This is a genomic window from Taklimakanibacter albus, assembly GCF_016595235.1.
Classification (GTDB): domain Bacteria; phylum Pseudomonadota; class Alphaproteobacteria; order Rhizobiales; family Aestuariivirgaceae; genus Taklimakanibacter; species Taklimakanibacter albus.
This window is the reverse complement of sequence record NZ_JAENHL010000008.1, coordinates 1,497,812-1,523,087: the sequence shown is the minus strand read 5'-3', so window position 1 is coordinate 1,523,087 and position 25,276 is coordinate 1,497,812. Positions and strand designations below refer to the sequence as shown.

Sequence of the window (25,276 nt, the reverse complement as noted above, 5' to 3'; positions counted from 1 at the left end):
GATGTTCAAGGTGGATCCGAGCCGCATCGATCTCGCCCGCGAATTCAGGGCGAAGCCCTTTGGCCGTCACAGCGACGAGTTGCAGCGCATCCTCAATTTTTTCCGCTCCGACCCGGTAGCCCATAATTTCTGCGTCGTCTGCACCAAACCGCATCAGGAATGGGCGCTGGCCCGTTTCAGGGCGACAAGTCGCGAGCCGGTCGATCTCTTGGGCCCCGTCTATGGCTCGCTCGAAGACGCCGAATGGGACATCTTCAAATTGCGCTGGCGCCGCCATACCGGCCAGGCTTTGGAGATCGACTAGATGATCGAAATCCTCGGCTATACCGACCGCCTGGCGGTACGTCCCGGCGAGACCATCGAATTCAAGGTCAGCCGCGAGACGGGCGACGGCTTTTATCGTGCCGACATCGTGCGGCTGCGCTGCGGCGACGACCGGCCGGACGGACCCGGCTTCCAGGAAGAGCTTGTCGTCGACGCCGTGGTGAATGGCGATTATCAGGGCCGCAAGCAGGAGATCGATTGCGGCTCCTATGTCAGTATCCCGCCGGCCGCCGCTTTCAATGCACTTGCAGGCTTCGAGCTCAGCTGCCTCATCTGGCCGACCTTGCCGGGCGTCGGCGAGCAGACGGTGATGGGAAGATGGTCGGGTGATAGCGAGACGGGAATGGGCTACGCCTTGACCATCAACAGTGATGGCAAGCCTTGTTTGCGGCTCGGTGCCGACGGAAAAGTCTGGCGGTTGGCTTTTCCGACTCCGGTCACCGCGCGGCGCTGGTACCGGGTGACCGCGCGTGTAGAGTCGAAGACATCCGAAGCCCGGCTTCTCTGTGTGCCGCTCGAGGAACGCTGGGGTGATCGTCCAGCCGTTGCGTGCGACGCCACAGCGCCCTTCGTCGCTGTGACAGAGGACACCCCTTTCACCATCGCGGCGCATGTCGTCCGCGACGCAAGACGAGGCTGGCGCGGCGCCGGTCACTTTAACGGCAAGATCGAAGCGCCGGAGCTGCGCGACGATGAGGGTCGTGTCGTCGCGCGGTGGGATTTCGCCCAGGACATTTCCGGCATCGCCATTCGCGATACCGGCCCACACAGGCTCGACGGCGTTTGCATCAATCTGCCGACCCGCGCGATGACCGGCCATAACTGGACGGCCGAAGTGATGAATTGGCGCCAGAGGCCGCAAGAATATGCGGCGATCCATTTTCATGAGGACGATCTTTATGATTGTGCCTGGGATACAGATTTCACCTGGACCATTCCACAGACTCTGAAGAGCGGCATCTATGCGGCCCGCCTGCGCGCTGGAGCGGGTGAGGACTATGTGCCCTTCTTCGTGCTGCCGCCTAAAGGCGTGGCGCGGGCGCCCGTCGCATTCCTGGCGTCGAGCGCCACTTATCTTGCTTATGCCAACAGCCATGACCATTATGAAGACCCGGTCGCCGAACGCTGCCACGGTCTGGCGGTTCTGAGCCCGGCCGATCTCTTCCTGATGCAGCGGCGCGATTTCGGCCTGTCGACCTATGATCATCACCGCGACGGCAGCGGCTCCTGCTGGAGTTCGCGCTTGCGCCCGATCCTCAATATCAGGCCCAAGCGCGCGCTGTGGTCGCTCAATGCGGACCTCCATATCACCGACTGGCTGGAGGCGATCGGCCAGGCCTATGACGTCATCGACGATGAGACCTTGCACAAGGAAGGCCTGGCGCTCCTCGAAAATTATTCCTGCGTCATCACCGGCACCCATCCCGAATATTTCTCGACCGCCATGCTGAAAGGCGTCGCGTCCTATCTCGATGCGGGCGGACGGCTGATGTATCTGGGCGGCAATGGTTTCTATTGGCGCGTCGCCTTTCACGAGGAATTGCCGGGCGCCATGGAGATGCGCCGCGGCGAGGCGGGCACCCGTATGTGGACGTCGGAACCCGGTGAGACGGGGCTCGCCACCACCGGCGAGCCGAGCGGCATGTGGCGCCATTCGGGCTATGCGCCGCAGCGCCTTGTCGGTGTCGGTTTCATCTCCGAAGGCTTCGACAGCGGCTCCTTCTATCGCCGCCTGCCGGCGAGCCATGATCCCCGTGCGCAGTTCATCTTCGCGGGCGTCGCGGAGGAGATCGTCGGTGATTTCGGCGTCTTCGGCGGCGCTGCGGCGCTCGAGCTCGATATAGTGAATCCGAAGGTCGGCACGCCGGCGCATGCGCTGCGTCTGGCGAGCTCCGAAGGCCACAGCAATGTCTATGTCGTGGCGCAGGGCGAGGTCGGCGCCAATCATCCCGGCATGGACGGCATCGAATCGCCTCTGGTGCGTGCCGACATGGTCTTCTTCGAGACGCTGAACGGCGGCGCCGTCTTTTCGACCGGCTCGATCGGTTGGGCCGGAAGCCTGGCGCATGACGGCTACGACAATAATATTTCGCGCATCACCCGCAATGTGCTCGAGCGTTTCATCGCGCCCGCGCCATTCGCGATGCCTTGAAGGGAAACTCCCATGGCCAGTGTCGACATCTCAGCCATCGCCAAGAATTACGGGCCGGTGCGTGTGCTCAAGGGCGTCGACATCGCCATTGCCGATGGCGAGTTCATCGTGCTGGTCGGGCCGTCGGGCTGCGGCAAGTCGACCTTGCTGCGCATGATCGCCGGGCTCGAGGAAGTGAGCGAGGGCACCATCTCCATCGATGGCGCGGTGGTGAATGAGGTCGAGCCCAAGGACCGCGACATCGCCATGGTGTTCCAGTCCTATGCGCTTTATCCGCAGATGAAGGTCAAGGACAACATGTCCTTCAGCCTGCGCATGCGCGGTGTGGACAAGCCGCGGATCAAGCAGGAAGTCGACGCCGCCGCCGGCATATTGGCGCTCGACAGCCTGCTCGAGCGATTTCCGCGCCAGCTTTCGGGCGGCCAGCGCCAGCGCGTCGCCATGGGCCGCGCCATCGTGCGCAAGCCGAAAGTGTTCCTGTTCGACGAGCCGCTCTCCAATCTCGACGCCAAACTGCGTGTCGTGATGCGCAGCGAGATCCGCGCGCTGCATCAACGGCTCGGGACTACCTCGGTCTATGTCACGCACGACCAGCTCGAAGCGATGACCATGGCCGACCGTGTCGTGGTCATGCATGACGGGCGTATCGAGCAGATCGGCCGGCCGCTCGAGCTCTACGACCGGCCGGTGAATCTCTTCGTCGCCGGCTTCATCGGCTCGCCGACGATGAACTTCATCAAGGGGACTGCGAAGAGTGATCATGTCGATGCCGAGGGCGTGAGATTGCCGCTTCCACCGAGCCTCGCGACAGAAATGGGTCGTCCGGTCGTCTTCGGGATCCGCCCCGAGCATCTCGCCGTCGTGGCAGAAGGCCAGGGCATTCCAGCCAAGGTCGAGGTGGCCGAGCCCACCGGCGCGGTCACCTACATCTATGCCCATATCGGCACGACGCCGGTTTGCGCTGCTTATATGGGTCGCGATCTGCCGCGTCCCGGCCAGATGATCGGGCTTTCACCTGAGCCCGATCGCATCCATCTGTTCGACGCCGGCAGTGAGGCGCGCGTCGATCAGGCGAGATAGGCGGCGTCCTCGCGCACTTCGATGAGGGTCGGCTTCTTCTTGGTGAAGGCGCTGGCGATGGCGGCTTGCAGATCGGCGGGGCTTGCGGGCCGCTCGGCATCGCAGCCGAAGGATTTCGCGAGCGCGAGGAAATCCGGGTTACGCGGCTTCACGCTGATGAGCGGCAGGCCGCGCGCTTGCATGAAATCCTTGATCTCGCCGAGCCCGTCATTGTTCCACAGCACGATGGCGAGCGGCAGCTCGAGCTCGACGGCGGTCGCGAGTTCCTGCACGGTGAACAGCAATCCGCCGTCACCCGCAAGCACGACGCCGGGACGCTCCGGCGTCGCAAGCTTGGCGCCGATCGCCGCCGGCAGCGCATACCCCATCGTGCCGTAGCCCATCGGGAAGAACCACGTGCGGGGTTGTTGCGTCTGATAGTGGACGCAGCCCGTATAGGCGATCTGCGTCATGTCGCCGACGACGAAGCCGTCAGCGGGGAGCGCCGCCCGCACCGCGTCGAGCACCTTGATATGTTTGGCTTCGAGTGGCGTGACGGCCTCGCGCATGCGCCGGCGCAGCGCCGCAATGTCACGGCGTGCCGGCGCCTTTCCGGCGGGCAGCAGAGCGAGAAGGGCGCGCAAACTGAGGGCGCTGTCGGCGAGAATGCCGAGATCGAGCGGCTGATCGCCGCTGAGGATCGAGGGATCGATGTCGATACGAACAAACTTGCCTTTCACCGTCAGCTTGCCATGGACCAGGGCGTCGCTACCGCCCGTCTTTTCGGAATCGGCCGTCACATAGAGATCGGGCTCCGACAATTCGCTGCCCAGCACGACGACGAGATCGGCCGCGGCGATGAGCTGGCGCGTCTCCGGCCGCTGCAAGGTCGTGCTGAGCGACAGTGGATGGTCGTCGGCGATGACGCCCTTGGCGGCGATCGAGGTGACGACGGGCATCGCGAGACGTTCGGCGAGCTCGATAATCTCAAGGGAAGCATGAACGGCGCCACCCCCGGCGATGAGAACCGGCTGCTGCGCCGTCTTGATCAGTTGCGCCAGCTCGGCAATCTGTTCGGGGGCAGGGCCTGGCGGCGACAGCCGCGGCGGCTTCACCGCGCGGGCAGTAGCGGGCTGCGGCAGGAGGTCGAGCGGAAAGGCGATGTGATTGGGACGCGGCCGCGTCGACATGAAGAGCGCGAAAGCCCGTTCGAGCAGGACCGGCACCTGATCGGGTGAAAAGGCCGTGGCGCTGAGCGCGGTGATCGGCGCGGTCGCGGCGCGCTGGTCGGTCATCTCATGCAGCATGCCGCGGCCCATGCCGAAATCGCCCATCGCATTCACGCTCGACAGCGCCAGAACGGGGATCGAATCGCTATAGGCTTGGCCGAGCGGGGTGGCGACATTGGTGACACCCGGCCCGCTGATGACAAGGCACACGCCGGGACGACCGGAGGACCGCGCATAGCCGTCGGCCATGAAGCCGGCACCTTGCTCATGGCGCACGCCGACATGCCGGATGCCCGATTGGTCCATGGCGCGGAAGAATTCCAGCGTATGCACACCCGGCAGGCCGAAGACGGTATCGACGCCCAGATCCTTGAGAAGAAAGGGCAGGCTTTCGCCAACAGTGCGGCTCATGTAACATTCCATTATTCGAAAGTAATTTCCGATTTATAGAATTTCATGCTTGCGCTAGTCTTGTCAAGCCGTGCTGGAAAATGAGGACTAAATGCGAGCGAGCGAAGCGAACCTGAAAGCCTGCCTGGCCGAGCTCAAAAGCTTTCTGGGCGAGCGCTGCTCGACCGGGCAGAGCATGCGTGAGCTACATGCGCGCGACGAGGGCTGGCATCCGCCGGGCTTGCCGGATGCGGTGTGTTACCCGCGCGAGGCGGCAGAGGTCGCTCGGATCGTCGAGATTTGCCGGCGTCACACTGTGCCGATCATCGCCTTCGGCACCGGCTCCGGCATGGAAGGCCAGATCAATGCATTGGCTGGTGGTGTCTCGGTCGATCTGGCGCAGCTCGACCGCATCATCGAGATCAATGCGGCCGATATGGACTGCTGGGTCGAGGCCGGTGTCCGGCGCATGACGCTCAATACTCATTTGCGCGATACGGGCCTTTTCTTCCCAGTCGATCCGGGCGCCGATGCGAGTCTTGGCGGCATGGCCGCGACGCGCGCCTCGGGCCCCAATGCGGTGCGCTACGGCACGATGCGCGAGAATGTCCTGGCGCTCGAAGCGGTCCTCGGCACCGGCGAAATCATCCGCACCGGTGGGCGGGCGCGCAAATCCTCCGCCGGTTATGATCTGACGCGCCTGCTTATCGGCTCGGAAGGCACGCTCGGCATCATCACCAAATTGTGCCTGCGCCTGCAGCCTGTTCCGGAGGCGCTGCGCACCGCACGGATCCAGGCCGATGACGTGCAAAGCCTTCTCGATTATTCGATCGCCCTGATGCAGGCGGGACTGGGCATCGCCAAGCTCGAACTCATGGACGAGGTGGCGGTATGTGCGGTCAACCTCCATGCGAAGCTTGGGCTCGCCGAGCAGCCGACTTTGCTGGTTGAGTTCTCTGGATCTGCCGCTGCGATAGATGCGGATATCGCTTTTGCCCTAAGCTTGGCCGAGGACTTCAACTTGCCGAAGCCGGTCTGGGCGGCGACACCGGAAGATCGCAGCCGCCTGTGGAAGGCGCGCCATGAGGTGGCGCATGCCGAGCCGCTGCTGCGACCCGGCGCCCGCATTTTCGTGACCGATGTCTGCGTGCCGGTGTCGCGCATCGCCGACTGCATCCGCGCGACGCGCGCCGATCTCGCCTCGGTGGATCTCATCGCCTCGATCGTCGGTCACATTGGCGATGGCAATTTTCATGTGAGCCTCTTGATCAACCCTGATGATGAAAACGAGGTCAAGCTCGCCGAGGCGGCGCATGATCGGCTGGTCGAGCGCGCGCTCGCCATGGACGGCACCTGCACCGGCGAGCATGGCATCGGGCAGGGCAAGAAGGCTCATCTGCGCCGCGAGATGGGCGCGAGCGTGGATATCATGCAAGCGATCAAGACCCAGTTCGATCCGGCCCTGATCCTCAATCCGGGAAAGATCTTCTGATTATACGTTATGCCGGCGCGACGGATCAGCCTGGTGCAGATAGACGGCGAAAGTATCCCAGGGCGGCATGATCGAAAGCTGCGCCAGGATGCGCCCGACTTCGCCGCGGTGATAGCCGCCATGGGTGGCGACATGCATCAGCATTTCCTGCCGCGACATGGCGCCCTGATCGCCGTCGGTGAAGCGGAAGGCGACACGTTGTGAGAGCTCTTCCGGCACCACGCGGTCCAGATAATCGAGAAACCACTTGTCCGACGCCGCGAGATTGGTGCGCAGCTCGGACAGCGTCGGCGTCTCCTCAGTGTTGCTCGACGCATAGCCATGCTGCGCGCCGGTGAGATGGGCCGCGAAGATGCGGCCCACCACATAAGCGTGATTGATTAGCCGGATGGCGCTGTGAAGCTCCGGCGCCTGCCGGACGGCGTCGAGGCCGTCCAGCTTGCCGAGCAGGTCGTCATTGGCCCAGGCCTGATAGCGGAACAGGGGGCGAAGCAAGTCCAGGCTGGTCATGGTCGGCACTCCCTTTCGTTTGGTGGATGGCGTTCAGCTGCGTTTCGCGCGGCTGTCGGCGATCACGCACAACATCTCGAAAAGCAGATTGGCGGCATTGAGCGCGGTCTGTCCGGTCGGATCGAAGACCGGCGCCACTTCACAGATGTCGGCGCCGACGAGATGTTTGCCCTGCAGGCTGCGGATCATCACCTGCGCGTCGCGCACCGAATAACCACCGACCTCCGGCACACCGGTGCCCATCGCATAGACGGCATCGAGCCCGTCGATGTCGAAGGTGATATAGGTGCGCCCGGTGCCGGTGACGCGGTCGATCTCGCGCAGCACTTCATCACGGCCGATCTTCTCATATTCGTCCATGGTGATCAGGCGGAAGCCAGCATCGGCGCCCCATTGGATGTCGTTCTCGCTGAAGCGGCTGCCGCGCAGGCCGATCTGGATCACCCGCTTGGGATCAACCAGCCCTTCCTCGACGGCGCGCCGGAAGGTGGTGGCGTGATTGATCTTGGTGCCCATCAGCTCGTCGAGCGTGTCGGCATGTGAATCGAAATGCACGACGCCGACCGGATTGTCCTTGGCGATGACGCGCAGGATCGGCAGCGGCACGGTGTGATCGCCGCCGATGGCGATCGGCAGCGCGCCGGCCTTGTGGATGTCGTGGAAGAACGCCTCGATGAGGCCGATGCTGGCGGTGGGATCAAGCGCATTGACGGTGGCATCGCCGACATCGGCGACATTGCACAGGCGGAAGGGCGCGATGCCACTGGTCGGATGGATCTGGCGGATGATGCGCGAGGCCTCGCGCACCGCGGCCGGGCCGTGGCGGGCGCCGGAGCGGAAATTCACGCCCATGTCGAAGGGAACGCCGGCAATGGCGATATCGATCTCCGAGCTGATCGGCAGACGCGGCGTGCGCAGGAAGGTGGCGATATCGGCGAAACGTGGGGTTTTGGCGGAGTCGAAGGGCTGGAAGCGGGGGTCGTTCTTCACTGGGTTTTCCAATATTCCGATTATTGAAAGTAAATTCCGGAATATAAAATGTCGAAATCCGAACCTTCTGTCAATGCACGACGGAAAGTTCAGGTGATCGGTTCGCTGCCGAGATTGGCCAATTGCGGTCCGAGACGGTCGGCGATGTCGCCCAGCATCGCCACGCTTTCGCGGATTGACAGCGTGTCGAGGAACGCGTCGCGCAAGCCCAGAAGACCGAGGCTGAAGACGACGCCGGCATCACCGGAGCGCACCGGCACCGCGACGGCGAGCGTCGCTTCATCGAGCTCGTCGTCGGAGAGCGCGTAACCCTTGACCCGCGCTTCTTCGATGGCGCGCCGCACATCTGCCGGCTTGGTCTGCGTGCCGGGGCGATATTTCCGCATCGGCTGCGCGATGGCGCGGCTGATGACGTCGTCCGGCTGATGCGCGAAGAGGACGCGCCCGACCGCCGAAGCGTTGATCGGGAAATTCTGGCCGGGATGAACCGAGGTGCGTGCCGCATCACGCGGCATGAAGGTGCAGCACAGATCGACACGTTCATCGCCGAAGCGGGCGAGATAGGCGGTCAGATCGAAGCGGTCGGCAAGCGCCTGCAGTTCAGGGGCGCAGATGCCGCGCAGCCTTTCGGTGCCCAGGCTCATCTGGAACATGCGCTGCATCCGGGTGCCCAGGCGATAGCGGGCGCGCCGTCCTTCCGTCGCCACGAAACCGACATCGACGAGATTGCGCAGCAGCCTGAGCGCCGACGGCATCGGCAGCCCGACACGTTCGGCGACTTCGCTCAACGACAGGCCGTCCGGCGCCGCGGCGATAATTTCGAGAATACGTGCCGCTCTTTGCAGAGGCGTGGAGGCCTGGCCTGTCATCGTCTTGAGAATCCTTGAGCTTCGAGCATGTGCCATAAAAAACCGCGCGTCAAAAGAGTGGCCCTTCCCCCCATCGGGAGCGCCTGAAACAGCCTCCGCAAGAAAAGGCCGTTGACAGACCTGCCTTGTCTAGACCAAAATATCAAAAAACGGAAGATAATTCCGAAAAACGAAATTTGTAAGTCCAACGGCAGGAGGAAGGACATGAAGACGATTTTCCGCATATTGCTGGGTTCGATCGGGTTTGCCGCATGTGCGGCGGCGGCGCAGGCCGAAGGCACGGTGACGGTCGTGTCTTGGGGCGGCCTCTATACCCAGGTGCAGACCACCTCATTCTACGAGCCTTTCGGCAAGGCGACCGGCATCACCGTCAAATCGGAGGACTGGAACGGCAATCTCGGTCAGATCCGCGCTCAGGTCGACGCCAAGAACGTGACCTGGGATGTGGTGATCGGCGATTCCGCCTTCGCCAAGAAGGGCTGTGAGGAGGGCTTCCTCGAAAAGATCGATGCCTCGGTCACACAAGGCATGGAGAACGACTTCCTGCCCGGCAGCATCACCGACTGCGGCGTCGCCAGCGTCGTCTGGGGTTATGTCATCGGTTATGACGAGCGCAAGGTGCAAGGCAAGCCGACCTCGGTCGCCGACTTCTTCGACCTGCAGAAATTTCCGGGCAAGCGGGCGCTGCCCAAGCGCCCTGAATCGACTCTCGAATTCGCTTTGATGGCCGACGGCGTTCCCGCCAAGGATGTCTACACGGTGCTGGCGACTCCGGAGGGCGTCGACCGCGCCTTCAAGAAGCTCGACACGATCAAGGGCGATGTCGTGTGGTGGGAAGCCGGCGCCCAGCCGCCGCAGCTCCTCAATGACGGCGAGGTCACCATGGCGGTCTCCTTCGCCGCCCGTCTCGTCGGGCCGATCCTCGACGACAAGAAGCCCTTCGGCATTCTCTATGACGGCATGCTCTACGACCTCGACACCTGGATGATCCCGTTGGGCTCGCCGCACAAGAAGGAAGCCCAGGAGTTCATCCGCTTCGCCAGCGCGCCCGAACGCCTCGCCGAGCTCGCCACGCGCGCCGGTTATGCGCCGGCACGGCCTTCCGCCATCGCGCTGGTCGGTAAACATCCGACCGCCAATGTCGACATGAAGCAATATATGATGACCAATCCGGAGAACCTGACCAACGCGCAGCGCATCGATGCGCAATTCTGGTCGGACAATCTCGACGACCTCAAGGAACGCTTCAACGCCTGGCTCGCGCAATAACCGGGGCACTGCCGTGGCGGCCTCTGCCGCCACGGTTTTTCTTTGATCGGATTTTCAACTGCACATGACCTCGCTCGTTTCCCTCCGCGGCATCCAGAAGACCTATGACGGCAAGCAGCTCGTCGTGAAGAATCTCGACCTCGAGGTGAGCGAGGGCGAGTTCCTCACTTTGCTGGGGCCGTCGGGCTCGGGAAAAACCACGGTCCTGATGATGCTGGCCGGCTTCGAGACGCCGACAACCGGCGAGATCGTCATTGCCGGGCAGCATATGACGCGTCTGCCGCCGCAGAAACGCGGCATCGGCATGGTGTTCCAGAACTATGCGCTCTTTCCCAATATGAGCGTGGCGGAGAATCTCGCTTTCCCGCTGGAGGTGCGCAAGCTTCCCGCAGCCGAGCTCCGTGACCGGGTCGAGAAATCGCTCGCCATGGTGCGGTTGACGCCTTTTGCCGATCGTAGACCCAGCCAATTGTCGGGCGGCCAGCAGCAGCGCGTGGCGCTCGCACGGGCGCTGATTTTCGAACCGCGCCTCGTGCTGATGGACGAGCCGCTTGGGGCGCTCGACAAGAATCTGCGCGAGCAGATGCAATATGAGATCAAGCAGATCCATGCCCGGCTTGGCGTGACTGTCGTTTATGTAACCCATGATCAGTCCGAGGCCCTGACCATGTCGGACCGGGTCGCCGTCTTCAATGACGGCATCATCCAGCAGATCTGTCCGCCCAAGGAGCTGTATGAGCGCCCCGGCAATTCTTTCGTCGCGGGCTTCATCGGCGAGAACAACCGGCTGCAGGGAGTCGTGCGCAAGATCATCGACGACGACTGCCTGGTCGAGATCGCGCCGGGCGTCACGGTCAGGGCCCGCAAGGTCGGCGTCCATGCCACCGCCGAGCCGACGACCTTGTCGATCCGCCCCGAGCGCGTGAAGATCTCGCCCCAGGCGGGGGAGGTCGACACGGTCATCGCCGGCGAAGTCGAGAGCGTCCTCTATCATGGCGACCATATACGCGCGCATTTGCGTGGGCTGGGGCCGACGCCTTTCGTCGTCAAGCTTCCCAACACCAATGGCGCCGCGGCGACACTCGTCGCCGGGGCGTCCGTGTCGATCGGCTGGGCATCGCGGGACTGCCTGGCGCTCGATCTGATGGAGGCCTGAATGTCGGCGCCCCTCTCCGCCGCGCAGATGGCCGGGGCGAGCCCGGTCGCCATGCCGGCCGATATCGAAAGAGCGGCGCGGCGGGTCGAGCGCCGCCAGACCTTTAGCGCGGCGATGCTGGTGCTGCCGCTGATCGTCCTGATCGCTTTCGCCTTTCTCATTCCGGTCGGTCTTCTTCTGTTCAAGAGCATCGACAATCCCGTTGTCGCCGAGGGCCTGCCGGAGACCTTGATCGCGCTCCAATCCTGGTCGCCGGCCGATGGCCTGCCTTCCGATGCGGCCTATCTGGGACTGAAGAGGGATATCGAGAAGGCCAAGGCCAACGGCTCGCTGGGCGTCATCGGCGCCCGCCTCAATCAGGACACGCCCGGCGCCCGCAGTCTTCTGCAGGCGACAGGCCGCAAGCTCGATGCCGTGACGGACGCTGATCCACGCCAGGCTTTCATCACCATCGACAAGCGTTGGGGTGAGCCTGAGATCTTCGGCGCCATCCGCAATGCCGGCGATCGTTATACGTTCAACTACTATCTGAATGCGCTCGATCTTACCCGCAATACGGCGGGCGACATCATCGCCAAGCCGGAAGGACAGCGCCTTCACATCAATCTGTTCATCCGCACCGTCTGGGTGAGCGCGCTGACCGCGTTCGTCTGTTTCCTGCTGGCCTATCCGATTGCCTATCTGCTCGCGCATCTGCCGGCGCGCCGTGCCAATCTTCTGATGATCGTCGTGCTCCTGCCGTTCTGGACATCGATCCTGGTGCGCATCACCAGCTGGATCGCGCTTCTGCAGAAGCAGGGCGTGGTCAATGACGCGCTGGCGAGTCTGGGCGTGATCGGCGAAGCGGGCAGGCTGGCGCTCATCTACAATATGACCGGCACGATCATCGTCGGCACTCATATTCTCCTGCCCTTCTTCGTGCTGCCGCTCTACAGCGTGATGAAGACGGTCAATCCCAATCTGGTGCGCGCCGCGACATCTTTGGGGGCGAGCCCGTTCACCGCCTTCAGGCGTGTCTATTTCCCACTCACCGTGCCCGGCATCTTTGCCGGATCGAGCCTCGTCTTTATCCTGTGCACCGGCTATTTCATCACCCCGGCGCTGGTCGGCGGCCAGAACGGCCAGCTCATCAGCAACATCATCGCCTATCATATGCAGCAGTCGTTGAACTGGGGCCTCGCCGCGGCGCTCAGCACCTTGCTGCTGGTGATGATCGGCATCGTCTATTTCCTCTATACGCGCCTCGTGCGCGACCAGCGGTGAGCCCTCATGTTCCTCCCCGTGAGCCCCACCGCTGGCCCGCTTGAAAGACTATGGCATGTCGTCTTTTCCGGCCTCTGCCTTGCCATCTTTGCCTTCCTCATCCTGCCGCTCGTCATCGTGGTGCCGCTGTCCTTCAATGCGGAAGCCTATTTCACCTTCACCCGTGAAATGCTGTCGCTGTCGCCCGAGGCTTTCTCACTGCGCTGGTACCGCGAGCTCTTCACCAATCCGCAATGGGCGGCCGCCTTCCGCAACAGCCTGTTCGTCGCTGTCGGCGCAACCCTCATCGCCACGACCTTGGGCACTGTGGCGGCGCTGGGGCTCGCCAAGCTGAAGCCGGCGCTCCGGGCCTCGGTGATGATCCTGCTGCTCTCGCCGATGATCATCCCGATCGTCATCGTCGCCGCTGCGCTCTACTTCTTCTTCACCGCCATCGGTCTCGCCCAGACCCTGACCGGCCTCATCCTCGCCCATGCGATGCTGGGGGCGCCCTTCGTGGTGACGACCGTGCTCGCCACTCTGTCCGGCTTCGACTGGAACCTGGTGCGCGCCGCCGCAAGCCTGGGCGCCGGGCCGGTCCATACATTCCGGAAGGTGACGCTGCCGGCGATCGCGCCGGGCGTCATATCGGGCGGGCTTTTCGCCTTCATCACCTCGCTCGACGAGGTGGTGGTTGTCATGTTCCTGGCGAGCGTCGACCAGCGCACCGTGCCGCGCCAGATGTGGAGCGGCATCCGCGAGCAATTGAGCCCGACCATTCTCGCCGCGGCGACACTGCTCATCGTCGCTTCCTTCCTGCTGCTGCTCTTCGCCGAGATGATCCGCCGGCGCAACGAAGCGGCGCGTGCCTCCACTTACAAGGACTAGACATGAATATCGCAGTGAAACCCGACCTCGAAGCCAGGGTCGATCAGGCGCTCGACAGGGACGGCATGATCGCCGCCTGCCAGGAGGTCATTCGCGTGCCGAGCCTTTCCTATGAGGAGCAGGCGGTCGGCTTGGTCTATGCGGCACATCTGCGCAAGCTCGGTTTCGACGAGGTCGAGATCGACGGCAATGGCAATGTCGTCGGCCGCCTGCGCGGCGCCGGCAATGGGCCATCCTTGATGATCAATGGCCATATCGATCACGTGCCGGCGGGCGAGATGGCGGATCCGCATTCTGGCGCCATCGTCGATGCGGCGCGCTGGGGCGAAACGGGCCAGGCGATCTATGGCCGCGGCACCTGCGACATGAAATGCAATGTCATGGCGAGCGCCTATGCGGTCGCAGCCATCCGGCAGGCCGGAATCAATCTCAATGGCGACATCGTCTTCGTCGCCGATGTCGCCGAGGAAGTTGATTCACCGACCGGCGTCGTCTCCGTCATCGAGCGTGGCATACGTGCCGATTACGGCCTCAACACGGAATCATCACGCGGCCATGTCCATATCGGCCATCGCGGCAAGATCGATGTCGAGCTCGAGGTGCATGGCCGCACCTCGCATGCCTCCGAGCCCGGTAACGGTCTCAATGCCGCTTTCCAGGCGGTGCCTTTGCTGAAAGCGCTCGAGGCCTATGCCGGCCGCCTTGGCACCGACGAGCTTCTGGGCCCCGCCACCGTGACCGTCATTTCAGTGCGCACCACGCCCGACAACGGCACCGCCGTCGTGCCGGACCGCTGCATCGTGCGCGTGGACCGCCGTTATGTGCGGGGCGAAACGGCGGAAAGCTGCGAAGCCGAGCTGCGCGCGTTGATCGACCAATTGGCGCAAAGCGTTCCCGGCTTCCGTTACGACTTCCGACTGATGACTCACTATCCGCTGATGTATGTGGCACCCGATAATCCGGTCGTCGCGGCGGCACTCGCGGCGCGGCAGAGCGCTACGGGAAAGGACAACGCTCCGGCCGCCTGGCGTTTCGGCGTCAATGGCACCTTCATGTGCCGGGCCGGCATTCCGACTGTGGGCCTGGGCCCGGGCAATGAGAAATGGGCGCATACGCCCGACGAGCACATCCTCATCGAAGATCTGACCGAGACCTGCCGGATCTGGACGCGCTTCATCCTGCGCGTCTGCGGCGTCGCCTCGGCACCAACCTGAAAGGACACGTAGAATGAGCAGACTTCTTCAGACCGGCCTCAATGCCGGCAAGGAACCCTTGGTCAAGGTCGTAGGCGGCGAAGGCGTGCGCTTCATCCTCGATGACGGCCGCAAGGTCATCGATGGCAGCACCACCGGCGGGCCTTTGGGCCATGCCCATCCCGACATGGTCGAGGCCATCCACAAGGCGGCCGAGAATCCGGTCATCAATGAAGGCTGGTTCTGGGCTGAGCGTGAGAAGGCGGCCGAGGACCTGATCGACATCGCCTTCGCAGACGAGAAGAGCTGGGTTGGTGCGGTGCGTTTCTTCCTGAGCGGCAGCGAGGCGAATGATCTCGCCCTTACGCTGTCGCAGGCGATGACCGGCCGCACGCCGCTTGCGACCCGCGAGCGCGCCTATCACGGCATGGCAGGCCTGGCACGCCAGATGACGGTGCAGCCGCATTGGCATGGCGGCCTCGCCATTCAGGGCGGCGGCTCGCGGCCGGTGCCCAATCCGGTGCCGGTGCGTGTCATTCCCGCACCCCTCAACGCGAAATACGGCGTCATCGACGACAAAAGACCTCTGGCCGAGCGCCTCGCGGGTGTCGAGACGACGCTCTCCGACACGGCGGCGACCCTCATCGATTATACCCAGGGCGGCATTTATTATGACGCGGCCTATCAGGATCTCGTCGCCGACGCCGCGCGCAAGGCGGGCTCGCTGTGGATCGCCGATGAAGTGGTGACCGGACTTGGCCGCAGCGGCCGCTGGTTCGGCTTTCAGGGCGGCAAGACCCGGCCCGACATGGTGACGCTCGGCAAATGCCTTGCCGGCGGCTCGTCGCCCGCCGGCGCCGTCGTGCTGTCGAAGGATCTCGTCGCCGAGCTCAAGGACAAGAGCTGGCAGACCTACAGCACCTTCCGGGCGCATCCGATGGCGGTCTCCTGCATCCGCGCTTATTTGCGGGTGGTTCAGCGCGACAAGCTGCTCGCCCGTTCGCGCGACATCGCCGAGCGGCTCGAAAAGGGCCTGATGGCGGTCGCCCAGAAACATCCGAGCGTCAGCCGCATGGATGGCTTCGGCCTGCATTGGACGGTCGAGCTGCATGGGCCGGACTGGCGCAACTGGTATGCCGACACGATCGAGCCGCCGGTCGCTTCGCGCGTCGCCGCGCGGGCCTTGGAGGCGGGCGCCGTGATCGGCACCAGCGGCGAGCAGACCTCGCTGTTCCTGTGCCCGCCGATGGTGAGCACCGATCGTGACATCGACGACCTGCTGGCGGCGCTCGATCACGGTCTCGAGCTTGCCGATGATGAATATGCCCGCGCGGCGGCTTGAGGAAAGGTGATGCATATGAGCAGTGATCTCCGCAAGGCGGTGCAGACCTATCTCGATGGGCTCTATCAGGGCGACACGGATCTGTTCCGCGAGGTGTTCCATCCCGAGGCGCGGCTCTTTTCGGCGACGGGTGGTCAGCTGACCGCCCTCAGCCTCGCGCAATATCTCGACATCGTGCTGGGCCGGCCATCGCCCGCCTCACGCGGCGATACACGCCGGGATGAGATCGTGAGCCTCGTCGAGGCGAGCCCGACCACGGCGCATGCGCGGCTCAGGAATGCCTATCATCCCAAGTTCTTCACCGACGATCTGACTTTCATCAGGATCGACGGCGCCTGGCGCATCATCGCCAAGGTCTGGCATTTCGATCTGGTCAGCTAGAGGGGCACCGGGCCATTCGTCTTGACGTTCTCCATCGAGACGCAGGTCCGGAAGCTCTTCACATTGCCGCCTTCGAAGAAAAGCGCGCGGGTGAGCTCGGTATATTCCTCCATGTCCCTGACATTCATGATCAGGATGAAATCCATATCGCCGGTGACGTAATAACACTGGCGGACCTGCGGGCAGGCGAGGAAACGCTCCTTCATCGTATCGAGGAGGTCGAGCCGCTCATTTTCGGTGGTGACCTCGACCACGATGGTCAAAGGCCGGCCGACCGCCGTCTCGTCGAGCACCGCGATGTCGCGCGCGATGACGCCCATCTCGCGCAAGTTTTGCAGCCGGCGCGCCACCGCCGGCGCCGACAGGCCGATGCGCTCGGCGATGATCCGCTGCGGCATCTGATTGTCGAGCTGGACGACATTCAAGATCTTCAGGTCGAAATCGTCGAGCGCCACGGGTTGCGGGTGTCGGGCCATGCAGGTCTTTCTCGCATCTTACGGCTTTGACGAGATTTCTTTGCAGAGAATGGCGCAAAATCAAGCGCAATCCTCGAGTATCTTGCAATATTCTCTCGACACATGAGCAATAGAGTACATCTCAACACACTACCGGCCTTCGGTTCGCCTCTGAGCGAGGCCGACCGGGCTACCGTCGGCCGCAGCGCCCCGGACCTCGTCCGCCCCTTTCTGGGCCTCTGGGGGCCGATCGAAACGACACCACTGATCGCACTGCCGGGGATCGCCGCGGAGGCAGACGTCGGCCAGCTCTTTCTCAAGAACGAGGCGCTGCGCCTCGGCCAGGGCAGCTTCAAGGCGCTGGGCGGCGCCTATGCGGTGATGGTCCTGTTCAAGCGGCTGCTCGAAGCCCATCTCGGTGGTGAGGTGAGCGTCGCCCAGCTCCTGTCGCCGACGGCCAGAGAATTCGCGCGAACCGTCACGGTCTGCTGCGCCACCGACGGCAATCACGGCAAGTCGGTCGCGGCCGGCGCGCGCCTCCTCGGCTGCCGCTCGGTGATCTTCGTGCATCAAGGCGTATCGGACGCGCGCACCCAGGCGCTGGGCGCCGATGAGATCGTGCGCGTGCTTGGTTCCTATGACGACTCGGTCACTGAATCGGAACGTGCCGCTCAGGAGAAGGGATGGCATCTCGTCTCCGATACGTCCTGGCCTGGCTATGAGGAAACACCCGCCTTTGTGGGGCAGGGCTACACGATCCTTAGCGATGAGGCGCTTCAGCAGATGCAGGCGCCACCGACCCATGTCTTCCTGCAGGCGGGTGTCGGCGGTTTCGCCGGCAGCATCGCCGGTTATCTGGCCGACCGTCTCGGCGCCGCCAAACCCGTCACCATCATCGTCGAGCCGGACCGCGCCGCCTGCGTCATCGCCAGTGCCAGAGCAGGCAAGCTGGTCAGCGTCACGCCGGGTGAGCCGACGGTGATGGCCATGCTCGAATGCTTCACGCCCTCGCTCATCGCCTGGCGCATCCTGGAAAAGACCGCCGACGCCTTCATGACCGTCTCGGAAGAAGACGCGAAGCAGGCCATGCGGGCGCTGGCTTTCCCCAAAGCCGGCGATCCGCCGGTCGTCGCCGGCGAAAGTGGCGCCGCGGGCCTTGCCGGGCTTCTGGCGATCGTGGGCGATAAGGACGCTCGCGCGGCGATCAAGCTCGATAAAGATAGTCGCGTCCTCGTCATCAACACCGAAACTGCCACCGATCCCGCCTCCTATGAAGCGATCGTCGGCTTCTCTCCCGAAAGGATAATTCATTGAAGATCCCGCAGCGCGGCTTCACGGCCGCCGAATTCGAGAAACGCACGGCACGCGCGCAGAAGATCATGGACCGTCATGGCTTCGATGCGCTGCTTCTCACTGCACCTCCCAATGTGCGTTATTTCACCGGCTTCGACTCGCAATTCTGGGAAAGCCCGACACGACCCTGGTTCGTCGTCGTGCCGCGCGAGGGCGCACCGATCGCGGTGATCCCGGAAATCGGCGCGCCGGAAATGGCGCTCACCTGGATCAAGGACATCCGCACCTGGGCGGCGCCGAACCCTGAGGATGACGGCCTGTCGCTGCTCAAATCGACGATCGAAAGCCTGCCGCGCAAACATGGCAAGGTCGGCGCCGAGATGGGGCGCGAAATGGCCTTGCGCATGCCGGTCGCCGAGTTCCTCCAGCTGCGCGGCAGCTTGGGCTTGAGCCTCGAAAACGGATCGCCCTGCATCTGGGAGATCCGAATGGTCAAGACCGAAACCGAGATTGCTCATATCCATTACATCTGCCAGATCGCCAGCGACGCCTATGAGGCGCTGCCTTCGCAGATTTCGATCGGCGAGAGCGAACGTGAGATTGTGCGCAAATTGCGCATCGATATCGCGCGCCGCGGTGCGGATTCGACGCCCTTCATGCCTGCCATATCGGGGCCGGGCGGCGTCGCCCAGATCGTCTGCGGCCCGCATGACCGCCTGATCGAAAAGGGTGACATCCTGTTCATCGATACCGGCTCGACCTTCGATGGCTATTTCTGCGACTTCGATCGCAATTATGCGGTGGGCCAGGTGTCGGACGACGCCAAACGCGTGCATGAGGCCTTGTGGCTCGCCACCGAGGCGGGCATCGCCGCCGCGGTGCCGGGCGCCAAGACCGATGATGTCTGGCGCGCCATGGCGACGATCATCGAGGCGGCGGGCGCCATCGGCAACAATGTCGGCCGCCTGGGACATGGCCTCGGCATGCAGCTCACCGAGCCGCCGTCGCACCGTTTGGGCGACGGCACCCTGATCGTCGAGAACATGGTTCTCACCATCGAGCCCGGCATGGAATACGCGCCGGGCAAGATGATCGTGCATGAGGAGAATATCGCGGTGACCAGGGATGGCCCGCGTCTCCTGACCAAGCGGGCGCCGCGCGAGCTGCCGGTCATCTGCTGAGCGAAGCGTATCGAGAATGTCAGCGTCCGAGCAATTGGGCGAAGGCGAAGCGCTGTCTGAAATCATAAGAGCAAGGGAGTGAAATATGAAACTGATGAAGAGCCTTCTGTGCGCTGCGACATTGCTGCTCGGTATTGCCGGCGCTCACGCGGCCGAACTGGAGACGATCGAGAAGGGCACATTGCTGATCGGCTCCGACCAGGTCTATCCGCCCTATGACTATATCGAGGATGGCGAGACCAAGGGCCTCGATGCCGATGTCATGGCGCTGATCGCGCCGAAGCTCGGTCTTTCGGTGAAATTCGTCGATACACGTTTCGCCAATCTGATCTCAGGCCTCCAGGCACAGCGTTACGACATGATCGCCTCGGCGCTTTACGTGACGCCCGCCCGCGCCAAGGTTGTCGACTATATCCCCTATGCCAAGACCGGCGGCTCGCTGATGGTGCGGGGGGATGACAGCTTCGCGCCCAAGAAGCCGGAAGAATTGTGTGGCAAAAGGGTAGGCAATCTGAAAGGCGCCGCCTGGGTGCCGGAGCTTCAGAAAGTGTCGGATGCGAGCTGCGCCTCATCTCCCATCCAGGTGCAGGAATATGCGACCTCAGCGGAAGCGGTACAGGCCTTGTTCTCGCGCGGCGTCGATGTCGTCTTCGACGATGCCGGCGTCTCGCAGGCGGCCGTTACCACGGCGGGCGGCGATCGTCTGCGTATCACTTCCGACGAGATCCTCTTCCCGATCGTGATGGGCATCGCGGTCAAGAAGGGCAACAGCGCTCTGGCCGAGCGGGTCGACGCCGAGCTCAAAGGGCTCATTGCGTCAGGCGACTACGACAAGCTCCTCAAGAAATACAATCTCGCCATGCCGACCCCGGAAGAAATCCAGAAATCTCTGACCGAGTGAGGCCTGAGATCTCATGGAATTCGATTGGACCTATCTGTTGCGGCTCTTCTGGAGCCGCGACTTCTGGAAGGCGACACTGCTCGTCGTCGAATTGAGCCTGGCCGCCTGGGCGTTGAGCGTCGTGCTGGGTTTCCTCGTCGCGTTGGCGCGCCAGTCTCCTTATGCGCCGGTGAGCCGGCTCGCCTCGGCCTATATCTGGTTCTTCCGCAGCCTGCCGCTGCTGGTGCTCCTGATCTTCGTCTACAACCTGCCGCAGGCCTTCCCCTCGACCGGCGCTTTTCTGTCCCTGCCTTTCGTCTCCGGCCTCATCGCTCTGGTGCTGAGCGAGACGGCCTATATCGCCGAGATCCATCGCGGCGCGCTGATGGCGGTCAATCGCGGCCAATATGAAGCGGGCCGTGTGCTGGGGCTGGGCAAGCTCGGCATCCAGCGCCTGATCGTCATTCCGCAGGCCTTGCGCATCGCGCTGCCGGCGCTTGGCAATGAATTCGTCTCGATCGTCAAATTGACCTCACTCGTCTCGGTGATCTCGCTGTCGGAAATTCTTCTCGTCGGCCAGCGTTATTACACGCAGAACTTCAAGGTCATGGAGACGATGCTGGCGGTCGCCTTCTATTATGTACTGATCGTCACCGTCTTCGACCGTCTGCTCAAGCTGCTCGAGAAGCGTCTCGATTTCTCCAAGAAAGAGGCGGAATTGTCGACGGCGCCGGCTGACGGGCAAGCGGTGGCGGCGACACAATTCACCGCTTCATCGCAGCAGCCGGCCATCAGCCTCGAGCGTGGCGAGAAACGTTTCGGTGAAAGCACCGTTTTCAGCGACCTCTCGCTGGCGGTAAAGCAAGGCGAGGTGGTGTCGATCATCGGACCGTCGGGCTCCGGCAAGACGACCTTGATCCGCTCCTTGAATGGTCTTGAAGCCCTCAATCGCGGCGTGGTGCATCTCCATGGCGTCGCCATCCTGGCCGGGAGCGAGGAGAGCCTGAAGCTGCCGAAGCTCAAGCATGAGATGCTGGAAATCGGCATGGTGTTCCAGAGCTTCAATCTCTTCCCGCACAAGACCGTTCTCGACAATGTCATGATGGCGCCGCTCTATCACAAGCGCGGCGGCCGGCCGGAGACCGAGGCGAAAGCGCGTCTGCTGCTCGATCAGGTCGGCATGCTCATGCATGAGAACAAATATCCGCATCAATTGTCGGGCGGCCAGCAGCAGCGTGTCGCCATCGCCCGGGCGCTCGCCATGGAGCCGCTGGTGCTGCTTTTCGACGAGCCGACCTCGGCGCTCGATCCTGAGACGGTCGGCGAGGTCCTGCGCATCATCGCCGATCTGGCGAAGTCGGGCCGGACCATGGTCATCGTCACCCATGAGATGAAATTCGCGCTCGACGTCTCCGACCGCGTCGTCTTCATGGAAAAGGGCCGCATCGCCTTCAATGGGTCACCCGATGAGCTGCGCCGGCAAGTGGCGCGGGGCGACCGGCTGGCCGATTTCGTGCGTTTGTAGGAGAATGGCGCATGGCCCTCACCAATCTCACGATCGACCCTGACCGTCTCCTGGCCCGCCTCAAGCAATTGGGCGAGATCGGCCGTGACGGTGAAGGCCGGCTCATCCGGCTCGCCGCATCCGATGCCGACAGGCTGGGCCGCGACCGGTTCGTCGCCTGGGCCAAGGCCTCCGGCCTCGCGGTCAAGGTGGACCGGATCGGCAATATCTTCGCGCTGTGGAGCGAGCCCGAGAATGCGCAAGAGGCGCCTTTGATGCTGGGCTCGCATATCGACACGGTGATCGATGCCGGCATCTATGACGGCTGTTATGGCGTGCTGGCCGGGCTCGAAGTGGTGGCGACCTTGAAGGAAGCGGGCCTCACACCGAAGCGACCCGTGGTCGTCGCCGCCTTCACCAATGAGGAGGGCGTACGTTTTTCACCTGATATGCTGGGCTCGCTCTGCTTCGCCGGCGGCATAACGCCGGAAGAGGCGCTGGCGGCGCGCGGCACTGACGGCAAGATCCTCGGCGAGGAGCTGGCGCGTATCGGTTATGCGGGCAGCGATGAAGTCGCGCGGCCGGCCGCCTATATCGAGCTGCATATCGAGCAGGGACCGGTGCTGGAACGCGAAGGCGTGGCGATCGGGGCCGTCGAAAACCTGCAAGGCATTTCCTGGCAGCGCATCATACTCGACGGCGTCGCCAATCATGCCGGCACGACGCCGATGACGATGCGCCACGACGCCGGCGCCGCGGCCGCGTCGGTGATCACCTTCCTGCAGGCGCGCGCCAGAGCGTCCAAGACCGGCACGGTGGCGACGGTCGGCACCATCGCTTTTGAGCCCAATGCCATCAATGTCATCCCGGCCCGTGCCGTCTTCACCGTCGATCTCCGTGATCCCGACGAGGCGAGCCTCAAGGCGCATGAAAAGGCGTTGGCTGATCATCTGGCCAAGCTCGAAGGCATCACGGTCACGGTCGAGCGCCTTGCCCGTTTCGAGCCCGTCGTCTTCGACCAGGACCTGGTCGCTGAGATCGAGATGGCGGCGAAGGCGCGCGGCCATTCGGTGCGCCGCATGACCTCGGGCGCCGGGCATGACGCGCAGATGATCTCACGCATCACGCCCGCCGCGATGATCTTCGTGCCAAGTATTGGCGGCATCAGTCACAATCCCAAGGAACTGACGCCCGATGCCGATCTCGTGGCCGGTGCCAATGTGCTCCTCGATGTGGTGCGGACCTTGGCCTTTCGCTGAGAGCAGCGGAATAGCAGCGGAATTTCTGCAGCGGATTAGCAGGGGAAGAGCAGCGGATCAGCAGGGATCTGCAGGGAATTTCAGAAATTCAAAAACAACAGCGGGGCGCGTGGCCCTGGTATTTCCCATGGCACGCGCCCGTCCGTGACAGCAAGAGTACATTTCCCCAAACCCCTCATGCTGAGGTGCAAGCGCAGCGAGAAGCATCCATCAGGATAGAGTGAGTTCGTTGCGAGAGACCCTTCGAGGCCCGGCTTCGCCGGGCACCTCAGGGTGAGGGGAATAGACGAGCTCCTCTCATCGCCCTCTCGGGCGCCCGCGCGGCAGGACACGCCCGATCGGCTCGTCATATTGCGGGATCGTCTCGACGCGCGGTGAATATTTGCCCTGGTCGATGAGCGTCTTCACATGGGCAGCGATCTCTTCCAGAGGCGCGAACCAGACATCGCCCTGGGCGACCAGCTTCTCCAGGAACTCGGCGAAGACATGCCAGCGCGCCAGACGGCCGGTGGCGAAGGGATGGACGACCGGCATCCACAGGCCGCCATATTCATAAGCCGCCTCGAACTCCTGCTTATAGATCTCGAAGCCTTGGCGCGGCGCCCTGACCGGCATCATGTAATGGAGATCGAAGGACTGCACCCATTGCGGCCAGTCATCGACACCCCAATGTGCCGGCAGTTCGATCAACGTGCGCCCGTCGACCCGACTCTTGATCACATAGGGAATGTCGTCGCCCATCAGGGAGGCGTCATAGACGAAGCCGCGCTCGAGCAGGAGATCGATCGAATTGGCCGAGAAATTATAGAGCGGGGCCCGCCAGCCGCGCGGCTTCTTGCCGGTGGCGCGCTCGATCACCTCGATGCCGACATCGAGCCAGTGCGCCTCGTCGGCGCGCGTCTGATCGAGCGGATTCTCGTGGATATAGGAATGATGGCCGATCTCGTTGTCGCCTTTGAGAATGGCTTCGACGGCTTCAGGATATTGCTCGATGCACCAGGCCGGCACGAAGAAGGTCTGGCGGATGCCGAGCTGCTTATAGGTGTCGGTGATGCGCGGCACCGCGACCGTCGGCCCATAGCGCAGCATCGAGATGGCCGAGACGCGGTTATGGCCATCGGTCGGATAGTCGACATGGATCAGGCTGTCGGCATCCATGTCGAAGGTGAGGCAGGCGGCGCATTTGGCGCCATTGGGCCAGGGAATGGGATTGCGGATCATTGCTATCGCACCTCTATGATTTGAAGCCGGGGCTGTTGGCCATGACGCAGAGAAGCTCGAACATCATCGTCGCGCCGGCGAGCGCCGTGGCGCCGGTCGGATCGAGCGGTGGTGAGACTTCGACCATGTCGGCGCCGATGATGTCGATGCCGTCCAGCATGCGCACCATGCTTTGAGCCTCGCGCGTGGTGATGCCGCCGATCTCGGGCGTGCCGGTGCCCGGGGCGAAGCACGGATCGAGCGCGTCGATATCGAAGGTGACATAGGTCGGGCCGCTGCCGACCAGCTCGCGCGCTTCCTTCATCACCGATTTCGGTCCGCGCTCGGCGAATTCCTCGATAAAGACGATGCGCACGCCGGCTTCGCGGGCGAAGTCGTAATTGGCAGCATCGGAAATGGCGCCGCGAATGCCGATCTGGATGAAGCGCTTGGGATCGATCAGGCCTTCCTCGATGGCGCGCCGGAACGGCGTGCCGTGATTGAAGCGGCTGCCGAAGAAGCTGTCATAGGTGTCGGAATGGGCGTCGAATTGAATCAGGCCGACCGGACCGTCGGTCGCGAGCGCGCGCAGGATCGGCAGGCTGATCAGATGATCCCCGCCCGCCGTCAACGGCCGCGCGCGGGCCTTGTGAATTTCGGCGTAGAAGCTGGTGATGCTGTCGAGCGTCGCCATGAGATCGAGCGGGTTGATCGGCGCATCGCCGCAGTCGCCGACCTTGACCTTGTCGAAGGGCGACAGGCCGGTGACATGATGGACGCGGCGCACCAGGCTCGACTGGCTGCGGACCTCGCGCGGGCCATGGCGGGCGCCGGTGCGGTTGGTCGTACCGCCGTCGAAGGGAATGCCGACCAGCGCGATATCGACCTCCTCGGGACGCGCGATCGACAGGCGCATGAAGGTCGGCAGGCCGGCGAAGCGCGGCACCACGCCTGAATCGAGCGGCTGGAAATCCGCATTGCTGAGTTTCTTGTTCATTTGCTGCCTCTCGTTACTGCT

23 protein-coding genes are annotated in these 25,276 nt (G+C 63.3%); 16 read left to right on the top strand and 7 right to left on the bottom strand.

Annotated elements, in window-relative coordinates:
- Window position 1 precedes the first annotated feature (1 nt).
- From JHL16_RS30205 to JHL16_RS30195, 3 genes are read left to right on the top strand one after another with little or no spacing between them, the layout of a single operon-like run.
- Window positions 2–304 carry a N,N-dimethylformamidase alpha subunit family protein gene (locus JHL16_RS30205; protein WP_200188583.1) on the top strand — a complete coding sequence of 101 codons (303 nt, stop codon included), beginning with the start codon at window positions 2–4 and terminating at the stop codon, window positions 302–304.
- Window positions 305–2,476 (top strand): N,N-dimethylformamidase beta subunit family domain-containing protein, encoded by a 2,172-nt coding sequence (locus tag JHL16_RS30200; protein ID WP_200188582.1) that lies wholly within the window; start codon window positions 305–307, stop codon window positions 2,474–2,476.
- 12 nt (window positions 2,477–2,488) lie between these two features.
- Window positions 2,489–3,556 carry an ABC transporter ATP-binding protein gene (locus JHL16_RS30195; RefSeq protein ID WP_200188581.1) on the top strand — a complete coding sequence of 356 codons (1,068 nt, stop codon included), beginning with the start codon at window positions 2,489–2,491 and terminating at the stop codon, window positions 3,554–3,556.
- On the opposite strand, the gene JHL16_RS30190 is transcribed toward JHL16_RS30195, so the two are convergent.
- Complete coding sequence (locus JHL16_RS30190) at window positions 3,544–5,175, bottom strand: 5-guanidino-2-oxopentanoate decarboxylase (protein ID WP_200188580.1); 1,632 nt, start codon at window positions 5,173–5,175, stop codon at window positions 3,544–3,546. The two genes, JHL16_RS30195 and JHL16_RS30190, sit on opposite strands and share 13 nt — an antisense overlap.
- Before the next feature lie 91 nt (window positions 5,176–5,266).
- On the opposite strand from JHL16_RS30190, the gene JHL16_RS30185 reads away from it, so the two are divergent.
- Complete coding sequence (locus tag JHL16_RS30185; protein WP_200188579.1) at window positions 5,267–6,646, top strand: FAD-binding oxidoreductase; 1,380 nt, start codon at window positions 5,267–5,269, stop codon at window positions 6,644–6,646.
- Here the strand turns inward: JHL16_RS30185 and JHL16_RS30180 are convergent, their stop codons facing one another.
- The 3 genes from JHL16_RS30180 to JHL16_RS30170 form a co-directional block, all read right to left on the bottom strand.
- Window positions 6,647–7,156 (bottom strand): DinB family protein, encoded by a 510-nt coding sequence (locus JHL16_RS30180; protein WP_200188578.1) that lies wholly within the window; start codon window positions 7,154–7,156, stop codon window positions 6,647–6,649.
- Window positions 7,157–7,189: 33 nt separating this feature from the next.
- A complete protein-coding gene (speB, locus tag JHL16_RS30175; RefSeq protein ID WP_200188577.1) occupies window positions 7,190–8,146 on the bottom strand; it encodes an agmatinase in 957 nt (318 codons plus the stop codon).
- Window positions 8,147–8,235: 89 nt separating this feature from the next.
- On the bottom strand, window positions 8,236–9,015 hold the full coding sequence (locus JHL16_RS30170) for an IclR family transcriptional regulator (RefSeq protein ID WP_200188576.1): 780 nt from the start codon (window positions 9,013–9,015) through the stop codon (window positions 8,236–8,238).
- 204 nt (window positions 9,016–9,219) lie between these two features.
- On the opposite strand from JHL16_RS30170, the gene JHL16_RS30165 reads away from it, so the two are divergent.
- From JHL16_RS30165 to JHL16_RS30135, 7 genes are all read left to right on the top strand, one after another.
- Entirely contained in the window at window positions 9,220–10,284 is a 1,065-nt protein-coding gene (locus JHL16_RS30165; RefSeq protein WP_200188575.1) for an ABC transporter substrate-binding protein, read from the top strand.
- Window positions 10,285–10,348: 64 nt separating this feature from the next.
- Window positions 10,349–11,440: an ABC transporter ATP-binding protein gene (locus JHL16_RS30160; RefSeq protein WP_200188574.1), complete on the top strand. Its 1,092-nt coding sequence runs from the start codon at window positions 10,349–10,351 to the stop codon at window positions 11,438–11,440.
- Complete coding sequence (locus tag JHL16_RS30155) at window positions 11,441–12,703, top strand: ABC transporter permease (RefSeq protein WP_246771212.1); 1,263 nt, start codon at window positions 11,441–11,443, stop codon at window positions 12,701–12,703. It abuts the gene before it with no gap.
- Window positions 12,704–12,709: 6 nt separating this feature from the next.
- A complete protein-coding gene (locus tag JHL16_RS30150) occupies window positions 12,710–13,570 on the top strand; it encodes an ABC transporter permease (RefSeq protein ID WP_200188573.1) in 861 nt (286 codons plus the stop codon).
- A gap of 2 nt (window positions 13,571–13,572) precedes the next feature.
- Window positions 13,573–14,784, top strand: a complete 1,212-nt coding sequence (locus tag JHL16_RS30145) for a M20 family metallopeptidase (RefSeq protein WP_200188572.1) — start codon at window positions 13,573–13,575, stop codon at window positions 14,782–14,784.
- A gap of 13 nt (window positions 14,785–14,797) precedes the next feature.
- The gene (locus JHL16_RS30140) at window positions 14,798–16,105 is read left to right on the top strand and encodes an aminotransferase class III-fold pyridoxal phosphate-dependent enzyme (RefSeq protein WP_200188571.1); all 1,308 of its coding nucleotides are present in this window, start codon (window positions 14,798–14,800) and stop codon (window positions 16,103–16,105) included.
- Window positions 16,106–16,120: 15 nt separating this feature from the next.
- Entirely contained in the window at window positions 16,121–16,486 is a 366-nt protein-coding gene (locus tag JHL16_RS30135) for a nuclear transport factor 2 family protein (RefSeq protein WP_246771211.1), read from the top strand.
- Here the strand turns inward: JHL16_RS30135 and JHL16_RS30130 are convergent.
- The gene (locus JHL16_RS30130) at window positions 16,483–16,962 is read right to left on the bottom strand and encodes an Lrp/AsnC family transcriptional regulator (protein ID WP_200188569.1); all 480 of its coding nucleotides are present in this window, start codon (window positions 16,960–16,962) and stop codon (window positions 16,483–16,485) included. The genes JHL16_RS30135 and JHL16_RS30130 overlap by 4 nt on opposite strands.
- A 102-nt stretch (window positions 16,963–17,064) precedes the next feature.
- On the opposite strand from JHL16_RS30130, the gene JHL16_RS30125 reads away from it, so the two are divergent.
- The 5 genes from JHL16_RS30125 to JHL16_RS30105 all read left to right on the top strand — a co-directional run bounded on the left by JHL16_RS30125 (window position 17,065) and on the right by JHL16_RS30105 (window position 23,058).
- On the top strand, window positions 17,065–18,255 hold the full coding sequence (locus JHL16_RS30125; protein ID WP_200188568.1) for a diaminopropionate ammonia-lyase: 1,191 nt from the start codon (window positions 17,065–17,067) through the stop codon (window positions 18,253–18,255).
- On the top strand, window positions 18,252–19,415 hold the full coding sequence (locus JHL16_RS30120) for a M24 family metallopeptidase (protein ID WP_200188567.1): 1,164 nt from the start codon (window positions 18,252–18,254) through the stop codon (window positions 19,413–19,415). The genes JHL16_RS30125 and JHL16_RS30120 overlap by 4 nt, the downstream gene beginning before the upstream one ends.
- An 85-nt stretch (window positions 19,416–19,500) precedes the next feature.
- The gene (locus JHL16_RS30115; protein WP_246771210.1) at window positions 19,501–20,316 is read left to right on the top strand and encodes an ABC transporter substrate-binding protein; all 816 of its coding nucleotides are present in this window, start codon (window positions 19,501–19,503) and stop codon (window positions 20,314–20,316) included.
- 13 nt (window positions 20,317–20,329) lie between these two features.
- Window positions 20,330–21,820: an amino acid ABC transporter permease/ATP-binding protein gene (locus tag JHL16_RS30110; protein ID WP_200188566.1), complete on the top strand. Its 1,491-nt coding sequence runs from the start codon at window positions 20,330–20,332 to the stop codon at window positions 21,818–21,820.
- Between the two features lie 11 nt (window positions 21,821–21,831).
- Entirely contained in the window at window positions 21,832–23,058 is a 1,227-nt protein-coding gene (locus JHL16_RS30105; protein WP_200188565.1) for a Zn-dependent hydrolase, read from the top strand.
- A 297-nt stretch (window positions 23,059–23,355) separates the two neighbouring features.
- Here JHL16_RS30105 and JHL16_RS30100 read toward each other — a convergent pair whose 3' ends face one another.
- Both JHL16_RS30100 and speB (JHL16_RS30095) read right to left on the bottom strand, forming a co-directional pair.
- Window positions 23,356–24,279 carry a polysaccharide deacetylase family protein gene (locus tag JHL16_RS30100; RefSeq protein ID WP_200188564.1) on the bottom strand — a complete coding sequence of 308 codons (924 nt, stop codon included), beginning with the start codon at window positions 24,277–24,279 and terminating at the stop codon, window positions 23,356–23,358.
- 13 nt (window positions 24,280–24,292) lie between these two features.
- Window positions 24,293–25,255: an agmatinase gene (speB, locus tag JHL16_RS30095; protein WP_200188563.1), complete on the bottom strand. Its 963-nt coding sequence runs from the start codon at window positions 25,253–25,255 to the stop codon at window positions 24,293–24,295.
- Window positions 25,256–25,276 lie beyond the last annotated feature (21 nt).